At 54.8% G+C, this 14465-nt stretch carries 7 protein-coding genes; 4 read left to right on the top strand and 3 right to left on the bottom strand.

Going from position 1 to position 14465, the window contains the following annotated elements; translation table 11 throughout:
• The first annotated feature begins 47 nt into the window (after positions 1 to 47).
• Genes JX360_RS08300 through JX360_RS08310 form a run of 3 tightly spaced genes read left to right on the top strand, consistent with a single transcriptional unit; the run spans position 48 to position 5245 of the window.
• Complete coding sequence (locus JX360_RS08300) at positions 48 to 3137, top strand: PAS domain S-box protein (protein WP_244350188.1); 3090 nt, start codon at positions 48 to 50, stop codon at positions 3135 to 3137.
• 55 nt (positions 3138 to 3192) lie between these two features.
• Positions 3193 to 3582 (top strand): response regulator, encoded by a 390-nt coding sequence (locus JX360_RS08305; protein WP_244350189.1) that lies wholly within the window; start codon positions 3193 to 3195, stop codon positions 3580 to 3582.
• The gene (locus JX360_RS08310) at positions 3575 to 5245 is read left to right on the top strand and encodes a diguanylate cyclase (RefSeq protein WP_244350190.1); all 1671 of its coding nucleotides are present in this window, start codon (positions 3575 to 3577) and stop codon (positions 5243 to 5245) included. The genes JX360_RS08305 and JX360_RS08310 overlap by 8 nt, the downstream gene beginning before the upstream one ends.
• 52 nt (positions 5246 to 5297) lie before the next feature.
• Here JX360_RS08310 and JX360_RS08315 read toward each other — a convergent pair whose 3' ends face one another.
• From JX360_RS08315 to JX360_RS08325, 3 genes are read right to left on the bottom strand one after another with little or no spacing between them, the layout of a single operon-like run.
• Positions 5298 to 6587, bottom strand: coding sequence for a M16 family metallopeptidase (locus JX360_RS08315; protein ID WP_244350191.1), 1290 nt, complete (start codon positions 6585 to 6587; stop codon positions 5298 to 5300).
• A 29-nt stretch (positions 6588 to 6616) separates the two neighbouring features.
• Positions 6617 to 7999: a M16 family metallopeptidase gene (locus JX360_RS08320; RefSeq protein ID WP_244350192.1), complete on the bottom strand. Its 1383-nt coding sequence runs from the start codon at positions 7997 to 7999 to the stop codon at positions 6617 to 6619.
• 51 nt (positions 8000 to 8050) lie between these two features.
• Positions 8051 to 9274: a site-2 protease family protein gene (locus JX360_RS08325; RefSeq protein WP_244350193.1), complete on the bottom strand. Its 1224-nt coding sequence runs from the start codon at positions 9272 to 9274 to the stop codon at positions 8051 to 8053.
• Positions 9275 to 9829: 555 nt separating this feature from the next.
• On the opposite strand from JX360_RS08325, the gene nrdJ reads away from it, so the two are divergent.
• Positions 9830 to 14425, top strand: coding sequence for a ribonucleoside-triphosphate reductase, adenosylcobalamin-dependent (gene nrdJ, locus JX360_RS08330; protein WP_244350210.1), 4596 nt, complete (start codon positions 9830 to 9832; stop codon positions 14423 to 14425).
• Positions 14426 to 14465: the final 40 nt, after the last annotated feature.

The raw sequence follows: 14465 nt of genomic DNA on the forward strand, positions 1-14465 counted from the left end.
AGTTGAAAAGGGGAGTCGTTACCATGAAACAAAGTGCGAGATCGTGCATGGCTTCCCTCCCATTTGAGCAATTTTTTGAATATTGCCCCAGCCTACTTTGGGCGGTTGATGGCGATGGGCGAATTTTGCACATGAACAAGGCGTGGGAACGGTATCTTGGACACCCCGCCCAGGTCTTACGAGGGCAATCCCTCCTGCAGCACTTGCATCCTGAAGATCGTCCCCAAATCCAGTCAGCCTGGGAAAAACTCTGGCAGGGATCCCCTCCCTTCCAGCGGATGGGCAGCACCATCACCTTTGTTGGGCGAATACGTGCTCAAGATGGTATTTATCGTCGCCTCAGCTGGACAGCTGCCCCCTTGCCGCTACCGGGTAGCCTACGTCACGGGCTGTGTGGCACGGCTTTTGGGCGTGTGGATCCCGTTCTCTCGCCATCCGATGCTCCTGAATTGTCATCCTTGCAATCTCTGTACGACAACTACCACCATCTCCAAGCCCTAATTGAGCAAACCAGCGTCGGTATTGGCCTCACAGACTTGAGTGGACGCCTGTTCAGCATCAACCCTGCTGCCCAGCGTATGTATGGCTACAGCCAGGAGGAGCTGCTGCAGATGCACTTCGCGGACTACACCCATCCCGAGGATTTGCAAAAAGACCAGGATCTGTTCCAACAGTTGGTGACTGGAGAAATCCCCTCCTACAGCCTGGAGAAACGCTACTTGCGCAAAGATGGCAGCCAATTTTGGGGACGCCTCACCATCAGCTTGGTTCGGGATCCTGAAGGTCAGCCTCAGTTTACCGTTTCGGTCTTGGAGGATATCTCGGAGGCTAAGCAGGTGGAAGCTGCCCTGCGCCAGAGCGAGGCAGAAAAGCAGGCGATCATCCAAGCCATTCCAGATCTCATGTTGTGGATCGATGCGGAGGGTCGTTACCTGAGCATGGTACGGCAGCCAGTTGGCTTCCCGGTGTTGGCCAATATGGATGAGATTCAGGGACAAGCTATCCCCGATATCATGCCCCCGGATCTGGCGGAACGGGAGCTGTTTTATCTGCGGGAGGCGCTGCGCACCGGGCAACAACAGATCTACACTTACCCACTCATTTTGGGCGGGGAAGAGCGACACTTTGAAGTGCGCATGGTTCCCAGTGGCACCGAGAAAGTTTTGGCTGTGGTGCGGGAATTCACCGATCAAAAACGCGCGGAAACCGCCCTCCGGGCCAGCGAAGAACGCCTGCGAGCGATTCTGGAAAACGCCCCCAATGCCATCAATATCCTCAGCCTGGATGGGCGCGTTTTGGAATGTAATCCTGCTGCTCTCAACTTGCTGGGCTATACGCTAGAGGAGCTGCAAGCTCTTAGTTTTGCCGACTATACCTACCCAGAAGATCAGGGGCTTTCGGAAGGGATCCTCGACGAATTGTTGGCCGGACAACGGGAGAACTACCGCTACGAAAAACGCTTTGTGCACAAACAGGGGCATGTGGTGTGGACGCGGGTAGCCGTTTCGTTGCTGCGGGATAGCGCCAATACCCCCACCCACATCATCAGCATCATCGAAGACATCACCCAAGCGAAGCACCTGGAACAGGAACGACTGGTGGTGCTGGAATCCTTGAAAGAAAGTGAGGCCCGTTACCGCCTGCTGGCAGAAAATGCCACCGATATGATCTCCCGTCACGGCCCCTTGGGACAGTTTTTGGATGCTTCCCCCGCCTGTTTCGCCATCCTCGGCTACCGACCGGAAGACCTGACGGGGAAAATGCTTTTCGATTTGGTCCACCCCGAAGATTTGACCCATGTCCAGGCTGCCTTTCGTCCCAACCTGGGATCAGGGGTAGACAGTGAGCCGCGGGTGATCTACCGGGTGCGTCATCAGCAGGGCCATTTCGTCTGGCTAGAAACCAGCAGTCGGCTGTTGATCGGCCCAGAGGGATCCCTGGAACGGGTAGCGGTATCGCGGGATATCACCGAGCGCAAACAGGCGGCCCGTGAGTTAGAACGCTCTTTGGCGCTGCTGCAAGCCACGCTAGAAGCCACCACCAACAGCATTTTGGTGACAGACCTGCAGGGCCATCTACTGGTGTACAACCGCCTACTGGTACAAATGTGGGGGTTGAAGTCAGCCCACCTGAAGCCGGAGGCAGAGGTAGAACGCACCCAGCACATGGCTGAACAGGTGCAAGATCCACAAGCCTTCCTCAGCCTGATTGAAGAGTTGCTCGCTTGTCCGGAAGTCAGCCAGAGCCTGGTTTTGGAATTACTGGATCAACGCATTTTGCACCTTGTCACCAAACCTCTTTGGATTGGCGGTACCATCACTGGTCGGGTCTGGAGCTTCCAAGACATCACCAGCAGCAAAAAAATCGAACGGATGAAAAACGAGTTCGTCTCCATGGTCAGCCATGAACTGCGCACACCCCTCACCTCCATTCGTGGTTCCCTGGGGTTGATCTTGGGTGGAGTGGGTGGCCCCCTGAACAAACAACACCAAAATCTTCTGGAGATTGCCCAAAAAAACAGCGAGCGACTCCTGGTGTTGATCAACGACATCCTGGATATCGAGAAGATCGAAGCGGGGCGCATTAGCTTTGAGATCCGACCGCTGCCCTTAATACCGCTGCTGGAGCAAATTTTGCAGGTGAACCAATCCTATGCCGATAATTATGGGGTTCGGATGCGTCTATCGGTGGATCCCGGCTGTGCAGATTGCCAGATCCGCGCCGATAGCCAACGCCTCACCCAGGTGGTGACCAATTTGCTCTCCAATGCCATCAAGTTTTCTCCCCCCAGAGAATCGGTGGATCTGCGGGTGAGCCAGATCCCAGGCTGGCTGCGGCTCACGGTTCAGGATCGCGGACCTGGGATCCCAAGAGCCTTTCATTCACAAATGTTTCAGCGGTTCGCTCAAGCGGATGCCTCCGATACCCGCCTACGCGGGGGAACCGGTTTGGGGCTGAGCATCAGCAAAGCCATTGTCGATAAGCTCGGGGGGCGCATCGATTTCATCACCTGCTCCGCAGAGGAGGGCGAAGGAGAAACCGGCACCTGTTTCTACCTAGATTTTCCCCTACTTTTGGGAGGGGATCTCTTGGCACAGACTGCCTCTGAGCAGGATTTTCCTGATAAAGGATCCTAAGTTAGGATTATTACTTAAACACTGAAGTTTCCTGTCCCCTCTCCGCAATTTCCCCATGACAGCCTCGTTGGAACGCATTCTTCTGGTGGAGGACGACCCCGATATCCAAGCGGTGGCACGGTTGGCGTTGGAAGCGGTGGGAGGGTTTACGGTTGGGATCTGTAGCTCCGGCAAAGAGGCTCTGGAGCAGGCGGTGGGCTTTGCTCCCGACTTGATCCTGTTGGATGTAATGATGCCGGTCATGGATGGGCCGACCACCTTAAAGGCGTTGCGGGAGTTATCTCCCCTCAGGGATACCCCAGTTATCTTTATGACAGCGAAAGTTCAAACTCACGAGGTAGAAAGCTATAAGCAATTGGGAGCAGTGGATGTCATCTCCAAACCCTTCGACCCCATGAACCTGTCCAGTACGATTCACACCATCTGGGCAACTTACCATGCCTAGCTCCCCGGCCACCCCCACCCAAATTCAACAACAGATGCAGGCACTGCGGGCCGCCTATGCCGAGAAGATCGGTGAGCGGGTGTTGCAAATTGAGCAGTCTTGGGATCGGCTGGTTAAGGATGACTGGAATCTGGAGACCCTGCGGACTCTGCATCGCATGGTTCACAGTTTGGCCGGATCGGGGGCCACCTTCGGCTTTACCTATTTGGGTACCATTGCCCGCACTCTCGAAATTTTGCTCACCTCGATTCTAGAAACCGGTAACCCCCCAATTGCTCTGCAACGGATTCAGGTCCATGCGCTGTTGGCCTCACTGCGTCAGTCCATTCACGAACCAGAGCAAAACCTGCCGGAATTGACGGCTTTTATCCCTTCCCAAAGCCCACTTCCGAACAGGGGTGACAGTCACCTGATTTATTTGGTGGATGATGACCCCGAGTTGGCGGAAGATTTGGCCCTACAGATTGGCTATTTCGGCTATGACGTGGTGCGTTACCACAACAGTACTGACCTTAAAGAAGCGGTGTTACAACAACTTCCCGCCGCAATCTTAACCGACATCACCTTCTCAGAAGGAGATTCCGCCGGTATTGAGATGATTTCAGCCTTACGCAAGCAACTGGGATCCAATATGCCCCCGGTGGTGTTCATGTCGCTACGGGAGGACTTGACCGCCCGCCTCGAAGCGGCTCGCGCTGGGGGCAAAGCCTACTTTACCAAGCCCGTCAGCGTGCCCAGTTTGGTGGATAAGCTGGATGAACTGACCCGGGCGCATCCCCAAGAAGCCTATCGCGTCTTGATCGTGGATGACGAGTCTCATCTGGCGGTTTATTATTCCCTGATTCTGCAGCGCACGGGCATGGTCACCCAGGTGGTGACGGATCCCTTTGATTTGATCCCGGTGATGTCGGAGTTTAACCCCGATCTGATCCTGATGGATGTCTATATGCCCCATTGCAGCGGCCTAGAGCTAGGGACGGTGATCCGCCAACAGCCGGCCTATGTCGGGATCCCGATCGTCTTTCTCTCCACCGAGACCGACCTGAACAAACAACTGGATGCCATGAATTTGGGGGGTGGGGATGAATTTCTCACCAAGCCGATCCAGCCAGATCACCTCATTATGGCGGTTTACTCGCGGGCTCAACGGGCTAGAACCCTGCGTTCTCTGATGGCCACCGACAGCCTGACTGGACTCCTGAACCACACCACCACCAAGGAACAGCTGGTGCAGGAAACCCTGCGGGCGGAACGCTCCCAGAGCAGTTTGGCCTTTGCGATGCTCGATTTGGATCATTTCAAATCCGTGAACGACACCTATGGCCATGCCACCGGGGATCGAGTGATCAAGAGCCTCTCTCGTCTACTGCAACAGCGCTTACGCCGCACCGATACCATTGGCCGTTATGGAGGGGAAGAGTTTGCGGTGATTCTCCCCGATACGGATGGTGCTACCGCCTGCAAAATCATGAACGATATACGCCAACGCTTTGCTCAAATTCGGCAACAGTCGGAAGACGAAGAATTCTCTGCGACCTTCAGTTGTGGTATTGCCGTGTATCCCACCTTCTCGGATGTGGGAAGCTTGAAGACGGCTGCGGATAAGGCCCTCTACCGAGCCAAACATCAGGGGCGCAATCGGGTGGTTTTGGCGGAGAAGTAGTTTCAGAAGAGTTCAGTTAAGAGTCTATCCATTGGCGCTAGGGAATAGGCACTCATAGCACCAGCTCAACCCGTTCGAGAGCCTGGTCTGGCCCCACCAAGGCAAGCACAGGCATCACCAGATAAGTCTGTACGGCTTGATGCAACTGTTCTGCATTCAGGTGCCTCACCAGGTTCAGATACTGCTGGTCAAACTCCATCCCCAAGCCCAAGATTTCGTACCAGCCCGCCAGTTGTGCCACCTGGGCATTGGTTTGTTTGCTGAGGGCGTATTGACCCAACAGTTTACGCTGGGCCAGTTCCACCTCTTCCGGTGTCAAAGGGTGCTTGTGCAGGCGGTGGATCTCTGCTTGTAGCCGATCCAGAGCCATCTCCGTATTGTCTGAGGCGGTGCCCATATAGGTCACAAAGGGAGCCGGATCCCGACGGGTGGCATAAAAGGCAGAGACCTCATAGGCCAGCCCACAACGCTCCCGCAACTCCCCAAACAGGCGGCTGGAGAGGCCATTGCCTAAGTAAGTACAGAGCAACTTCAGAGCCGCATAATCAGCTGTTCCGGCAGCGGCACCCCGAAAGCCGATCATCATCGTCGTTTGTTGGGTCGGTTGCGGTAGCTTGAGGAGCTTGGGTTGCCCCAAAGGAGACAAGGGTAGGGCGGGATCCACAGGGGAATGGGCGGGAGCTGACCAGTCCGCCAAGGCCGCTTCGATGTGGGTGGCCATCTGCTGTGGTGGTTCTGGGCCAATCACCACCATCACCATGCGGTCTGGGCGACAATGGGTGGCGTGGTACTGACGCAAGTCCTCACGAGTCAGGGATCCCACCGTTTCGGGTCGGCCAATGCCCGGCAGAGCATAGGGATGATCGCCATAGAGGGCTTGCCGCACCTGATCAAAAGCTAGACTGAAGGGTCGCTCCTGTTGGGCGCGAATCGACTGCAACATCAGCGCCCGTTCCCGCTCCACTTCCGCCTCAGGAAAGCTGGGATCCCGCAAAATTTCAGACAGCAACCCCAGGAGCGCGGGAAAATCCGCCGCAACACAGCGCAGGCTAACCTCAAAGTAATCGGCAGCGCTATCAACGGAAAGGGCAGCCCCCAAAGATTCCACCCAGGCGGCGATGGCTTGGGAATCCCGTTGCTGAGTGCCTTTGGTGAGGACAGCGGCCATGAGGTTGCTTAACCCCGCCTGCTCCGGTCGCTCAACCCGGCTACCGCCACGGAAAAAACAGTGGGCCGCCAAGATATCCACGGTTGGATTTTGCCCCAGCAGCAAAGTGGCACCATTGGCTAAGACAACACGCTGTAGATGGCCACGCTGGGTGGCAGAGGGGGTAGAGGTCATGAATTCTAAGAGGGGATCCCGTTGAGGACTTAACGGTAGGCCAGTTGCCGCTCGGGCGAGGATGCCGAATCAAGGCCAGCGGGCTTGAGAGTGGTGACCACATAGGCTTCGGGAGAGAGGTGTTGCTGGGCCAACTCTCGCACTTGGGTTGGGGTGAGAGACTGCAACAGCTCCAAATACTCCTGAATGCGTTGCACGCCCCCCAGGGTTTCGTAGTAGCCGTAGATGCCCGCCAATTGGCTGGGGGACTCTGCCGAGAACAGGAACTCATGGGTGAGGATGCGACGGGTACGATCCAACTCCGCTTGGCCGATGCCATCCTGTTGCAGCTTTTCGATCTCGTGCAGGATGGTTGCCTCCACCCGCGATAAATGATCGGGATCCATCTGGGCACTGACGCAGAATAGACCCCCCTCCTTCAGCACCATCGAAGAGCAGCCAATGCCCCTCACCCAACCCCGCTGTTCCCGCAGCAGATGCACCAAGCGGGAGGTACGACCATCCCCAAGAATGGAGGCCAAGACTTCTAGGCCACAAGCTGTCTGCCAATCGTGGGCACTGACGGTGGGCCAAGCCAACAGCAAGCGGGCCTGTTCCAAGCGAGGATGGGTACTCTCTTGGCGCAGGATCCCTTGGGGACGGGGCTGTGCTGGGGCAGGGGGGATCCGCAACTCTGCACCGCTGGGGGAACCCCCAAATTGCTCTTCCACCAAAGCCAAAGCCCGCTCCGGATCGATGCCACCCGTCACCACCACAGTCATTTGCTCCGGTCGGTACCAACCTTGATGGTAGGTGCGCATTAACTCTGGGGTCAGATCCATCAGGCTTGCGGGCGTACCCAACACCGGTCGTCCGTAGGGATGATCCCCGTAGGCCGTTTGCATTAACTGTTGATAGGCGTTGTAGTCAGGGTTGTCTGCTGCCCGACGAATTTCTTCGAGAACCACCTGGCGCTCCCGCTCAAATTCATCCGCAGGGATCCCCGCCCGTAAGACCACCTCTGCTAAATAAGGCAAGCTCTCGGGCAGATCGCCAGCCGCAACCGTGATGTAGTAGTGGGTGTAGTCTTGGCTGGTGGCCGCATTGGTTACTCCTCCCCGGCCTTCAATGGCTCGATCCAGCTCCCCTGGAGCCAGCCGATCATTGCCCTTGAACACCATGTGTTCTAAAAAATGGGATAGGCCCAACCATTCAAGGGGCTCATTGCGTCCTCCGGTCTGTACCCAAATATCGACAGTTACAGAATCGGTGATTGGGATGGGGTGAAGAATAACGCTTAACCCATTGCTCAGACGGTGGGTGTGGGCAGGCAGAAGGCGAGGGGAGCAATTCAAAATTCTTAATTGATAGAGAACACTCTTATTGTAGTCAGGGGAGGCCACCCCAGGACAGTATTTGCGATCACTTTTCATCAGCTGTCTACCCCAGGGATGTGGATATAAGGAGCCCTGCCTCGCGTCCAGCTAAGACTTGCTGTGGAGGTCTGGGGATCCCTGCAAAGATAAGCTGGGAGAGGATCCCTCGCTGGCCAGGGTTTCTTCCGCTTGAAAGCCGGGGGGCCATTCCTGGCTGTCCCGAATCCGTTGCACCACCTCCTGCGGTAACATCACCCCCAACTGACGGGCAGCCATTGCCACCACATCCCCCCGATCGATCAACCCAGCAATTGCGCCGGTAGGGGTCAGCACCAAGACTCGGCGCGGCTCCGACTGCCGCATCATCTGAATCACTTGCGGGATCGGGGTTTCTTCTCGTACCCCCTGCAGTTGCTCCATCGGCTTCAGGATCGCCTTGAGACTGAGGTGATCCCATTGACTGCGCTCGATATCGCTGATCAACTCTGGCCTGACCAACCCCCGGTAGCGGCCATCTTCTTCGGCAAAATAGACTTCGGGTTCCGGCTGGGCTGCTTCCGGTTCGGTTTTCAGGGAGGAGGGCACCACATAGCGATCGACAAACTCCCGCAGACTCATGCCGGCATCCAAAACCCGGAAATTGCGGGTCATGACATCCCCAGCTTTCAGGCGACCCAACACCTGCTGTAGCTGAGCGTATTGGCTGTAGCGGCGAGCATTGTTCAAGATAAACAACCCGATCAACCCCAGCCACAGACCATTTAGGCTACCGGCAAACACCACCAGCAACCCCAACCCCAGCAGGCCAAAACCCACCCACTGACCGGTTCGAGCCGCCCAAATCAAGCCCCGTTGTCGATCCCCAGTCATACCCCAAATGGCGGCTTTGAGCATTTGCCCTCCATCCAACGGCAGACCCGGCAGCAGGTTAAATAGGGCAAGCGTCAGGTTGATGGCGGCCAAACTGGTTAATGTAGAGGCCAGCAGGGTCTCTGGAGTTGTCCAAGCCAGCGCCAAGCTAAGGAAGGCAAACAAACTCAGGTTGAGCAGAGGGCCAGCCACCGCCACCCAAAAGGCTCCGAGGGGATTGGGGACTTCCCGTTCAATCGCGGCCATCCCCCCAAAAATGAACAGGGTGATGGAGTTGACGCGGATCCCGTGGGCGCGGGCCACCAGACTGTGGGCCAGCTCGTGAGCCAGCAAAGAGAGGAACAGCCCCAAAGCGGTCAGCACCCCGTAGGAGAGCGTGAGCAACAGCGCCACCGGGAACCAGGTGTAGTCGATGAAGAACGGGATCCCCCACAGGCTACCGATGCGCAGGCGACTGGTCATGGCGATCAACACTCCGTATACTGCGTTGCACAATCGGGACCGTCACTGGGGATCCGCCCGAGAAGGTGCATGTTGGGACTGCAAGCTGAACTGTTCGCGACAGCGGGACGGAGTCCCTATCCGCTTGGGATCCCCCTCTTTCACTGTAGCCCCCTGCTCTCCCCGACGGTGTGGGAGTGGGGCTTGGCGAGAATCTTTCCAGAACTTTCCAGAATCTTTTGATGGTTCGGTAGGGATCCGATAAGACCGATAAGAGTAGATGGGGGAGCGGATTTGGGCTTGCTCTATCCCTAGAGGCTCTTGGGTAGAGGAACATGGAATCGCACTAGATGTGACATCTGGCCTGCGAGGATTGTGATAGCCTGATGGGCGTTGTGCTGGGTTACTGCCTACAAACGGAAGTCTCGGCAGAGGTTTGGGGCAGCCCACACAGGGTCAAAGGGTTATCGGTTGGTTTATTGTGCTCTGCACAGTTTGGAGCGTCATCGCAGGAGGGGTGTAGAGATGGTTCAGAGCAAAGAGGTGCGTTCTGCTGAGGTATCGGGATCCCTGAACATGGATGCGTCGGCTCGCTCTGGTGGGGATTTTCCAGCTTCCGCTCCGGCAGCCAACCCGGTGTTTTATCGCACCTACAGCCGTCGCCAAACTGACAAAGGGCGAGAAACCTGGAGCGAGGTTTGCGACCGCACCTTGGCGGACATCGCCGAGTTAGGCCGGTTCACCCCAGAAGAACAGGATCTGATCAACCGCATGCAGCGGCAACTAAAGGCTTTGATCTCAGGTCGGGCCCTGTGGGTGATGGGCACCGACTGGATTCATCAACCGGAAAACTTCTCGGGAGCCTACAACTGCACCAGCACCAACGTCACCGACTGGAAAGCCTTTGGTTTGATGATGGATCTGGCCATGATGGGCTGTGGCACAGGTGCTGTTTTGGAACCCAAGTTCATCAATCGTCTACCGGCCATTGTCAATCGTCTCCAGGTTCAAATCACAGGAGCAATCGGTGCTACTCCCCCCCAACAACGGCAGGACAAAACCCGCATTCATCGACAGGGATCCCAGGCCCATATTCAAGTGGGAGATAGCCGGCGCGGCTGGGTAGATTCCTATCAGGTGTTGATGGAGTTGGCTTCGGATCCCAGTTTTGGCGGGGAAGTCCAACTAACGGTAGATCTGAGCGATGTACGGCCTGCGGGTGAAATTTTGAAGGGCTTTGGCGGAGTGGCTAACCCGATTAAACTGCCCACATTGTATGAGCGATGCGCCGCCATTTTGAACAAGGCTGTTGGTCGTCAGCTGAATTCCGTTGAGTGTTGCCTACTGATTGATGAGGCAGCCTCTTGTATTGTCGCGGGGAACATTCGTCGTTGTCTACCCGAAGATGCGTTGGTACACACCTCAAAAGGATTAGTGCCTATTCAGCACATACAAGTTGGGGATTTGGTTCAAACGCCTTTGGGCTTCCGAAAAGTGGTCAATAAATTCGACCAAGGTTTTCAAAACGTCTATGAGATTGAGACCAATGCCACAGCTCCACGGGCAACTCTGAACCATCAACAAGCCATTCTCTTAGACCCTAGAGGAGCTATTCATTGGAAGCGAGTTGCGGAGCTAAATCCGGGGGATCGCCTCATTCACAATACTCAAGTTCTGCCGGGAACCATCACCCATTTGCCGGCTGACTTCACAGCCATTCGTTCCAGTCATAGCCAAACAGCCAAACCTCTGGTTATTCCCGATCTCACACCAGAAGTAGCCTGGCTAATTGGCTTTACTCATGGAGATGGATATATTGTCTTAGGACGGAATAAACACAATAAGCCCTATGGACGCGTAGAATGGGCCATGAATGGCTCAGATGCAGAAGATATATCCCGGATCCGTCACAAACTAGACAGCGCACTAAAGTGCTTTGGCTTAACCGCTGAGTATAGTCAAGTCAAGGGGAAAAATACAGCAAAATTCATCTGCTCTTCAATTCGGCTTGCCGAATACTTCCATCGCTACATTAAACAACCCAATGTGCCTCTGCAAGTCCCACCATTTATATTACAAGGGACAACAGATATCCGAGCAGCTTATTTAGCGGGGCTGATGGATAGCGATGGTACTGTCAACAATCATCCTCCCCATCTTGTGACAACCATTTATCCTTCCTTTGCTCGGCAAGTGGGTGTAGTACTCTCTAGCTTAGGTATAGCGGGACGGATGACTATAGTTCGTCCTCAAGAGCAAAACTGGCAACCTAAATACAATCTCACCCTTCCAGCGTTCAAGGAGCGCTACAACAACTTGATTGCCCCTCACTCTGTCAAAGGAGCTATCCGGCAGGATCTAAAAACGTATGGGTTTACGATTCCTGGAGAGTTGATGCGGGAAGTTTTCACATACAGTGAAATGAGGGCAATGGGCTTTCAAGGTTCTCGCTTTGTTGATGCCAACTATGAAAGATATGTAGCGGAAGCAGATGTAGAACTTCCTATTCCAGTCACAGTCAAAGGGCTTGGCAGCTATGACTATGTGAGAACCTTTGATATTGAGGTTGAAGAGGCCCATTGTTTCTACTGTGATGGTTATCTCACACACAACAGCGCCGGAATGCGTCAATTTGATGGGGAAGATCAACTGGGATCCACTGCCAAAGATAACCTCTGGCAACAGGATGAAAATGGGAATTGGCGTATCGATCCGGAGCGAGATGCCCTGCGCATGGCCAATCACACGCGGGTGTTTCATCGCAAACCCACCCTAGAGGAAACCATCGAGGCAGTCCGCAAGCAGTTCTACTCCGGGGAAGGGGCGATTCAGTGGGCAGGCGAAGCCGTGGCGCGGGCCAATTGTGATCTGATCCCACCCGATCAAAAATCTGATTTTCTCAAGGCTTATGAGGCCGGATCTGCCAAAGATTGGTTGCAAAAACGGGATCCCTCTTTAAGTGCAGAGGAACTGGAAGATCGGATCCATCGCTACGGTTTGAATCCTTGTGTGACCGCAGACACTTGGATCCACACCGGAGACGGGCCACGTCAGGTGAAGGATTTAATCGGGATCCAACACAGCACCTACGTCAACGGTGAACTGTTTAGCACCACCACAGCAGGCTTTTTCTACACAGGCACCAAGCCAGTTTTCAAGCTCATCACCCAAGAGGGCTATCAGGTGAGGCTGACGGGCAATCACAAGGTACTGAAAGTAACAGCTCAAACACAGAAGAGACAGTACAGCGAGTGGGTTGCGGCTGAAACCTTACAACCTGGTGATCGAGTCCTGCTCCATAATCACCGAGAGCTACAGCCCTGGGATGGAGCAGGGACATTTGAGGCGGGCTGGCTGTTGGGTAACCTGTTGGGTGATGGCAGCTTAGCCAAGACTCAGTGGAATGACATTGCTCTCTTGCGTTATTGGCAAGACTCTCAGGATGAGATGAGCCAATTCGCAGTAGCTTTGCTAAAAACCAGCGTGGGCTATGAGCGACGTGTTGATGAGGTTCATGACCATTCCACACTGAAGCACCGAGTCATTAACTCGACTGGGTTAGCTCAGCTAGCAGCAACATTTGGCATGACCCAAGGCTGCAAAGTCATCACGCCAGCCATTGAACAGGCCAGCTACCCGTTTTATCAGGGGTTCTTACGCGGTCTGTTCGATGCGGATGGTAGTGTGCAGGGCAACCACACCAAAGGTATCAGCATTCGTCTAGCCCAAAGCAATCTAGCGAATCTTCAGGCTGTTCAGCGGATGTTGGCCCGGCTGGGAATTATCTCCACACTTTATTCGGAGCGACGGCTAGAGGGTTATCTAGCACCATATTTTTGTCAGGCTCAACATGAGTTGATTATCACCAAAGATAATCTCTCAAAGTTTCAGGAGGTGATTGGATTCCAGGAACCCGCTAAGGCTGCTAAGTTGTCTGAGCTACTGGGATCCTACACCTACAAGGAACAGTTCAATCAGGAACGGTTCGCAGCAACAGTGATGTCTCTCATTCCCGATGGTATTGAACCTGTGTATGACTGCACGGTTCCTGGCCCTCATCGTTTCGATGCCAATGGCTTTGTTGCTCATAACTGTGGGGAAATTATCGGATCTAACTATCATTGCAACTTGTCCGAAATTCACCTGAATCAGATTGATCCGTACAACTACAAAGAACAAGAAGAAGCCTTCGCTGCTGGGGCATTGGCTGTGGCAGCTCTGCTTAATCATCGTTTCCAAGAACCCCGTTACCAACGCTCGCGGGAATGGGATCCGATTGTCGGGGTTTCTTTCACCGGATTATTCGACTTCTTCGTCAAAGCCTTCGGCGTGGATTGGCTACGCTGGTGGCAGGAGGGGCGACCGGAAACCCCGACTGGACTGACCTTCAAACGAAAAGAGCAAGAATACTTGACCCGCTGGCGAGAGATAGCCCATCAAACCGTCTGGGACTACTGCGACCGCCATGGGTTACGCCGACCCAATCGCTGTACCACTGTCCAACCGGCAGGCACGAAGTCTCTTTTGACAGGGGCAGCACCCGGCTGGCATCCTCCCAAAGCACAACGCTACATTCGCCGCATTACCTTCGGCAAAAACGATCCGGTGGCTTTGGCTTGCTTGGAGTATGGCTACTCGATCGTGCCCTCCCAATCGGATAAAGATGAAAACGGGAACCTGCTCAACGATCCGTTTGATCCTCGTTGTACGGAGTGGTTGGTGGAATTGCCTGTCGAGGTTCCTTGGGCCAACTTGCCCGGTGCCGATCAAATCGAGATTGAGCAGTTTTCTGCCCTGGCCCAATTTGACTTTTACATGCAGGTGCAGAAGCACTACACCACCCACAACACCTCTGCCACCATCGAGCTGCGGGAAGACGAAGTGGAAGCCTTAGGATCCCGTATTTTCAAGGCGATTCAGGAGGATGAGGGGTACATGAGTGCCGCCTTATTGGCCCGCTTTGATGCTCCCTTTCCTCGCCTACCCTTCGAGAAGATCGACAAAGCCACCTACGAGCAGCTCTCGGCGGAGGTTCTGCGTCGTCGGCAAACCGAGGATTTCTTTGGGGCGCTGATGCGCTACGACCGTGGCTTTTTGAATACAGAAGGGCCAGCTGGCTGCGATGCCATGGGTTGTCTGTTGCCAGAGGCTACTCCCCAAGGCCAGAGTTAGAGGGATCCCCATCCCACAGCAAGGACTTCGTTAACAGGAG

Origin of the sequence: Thermostichus vulcanus str. 'Rupite' (genome assembly GCF_022848905.1) — a bacterium.
Taxonomy (GTDB): domain Bacteria; phylum Cyanobacteriota; class Cyanobacteriia; order Thermostichales; family Thermostichaceae; genus Thermostichus; species Thermostichus vulcanus_A.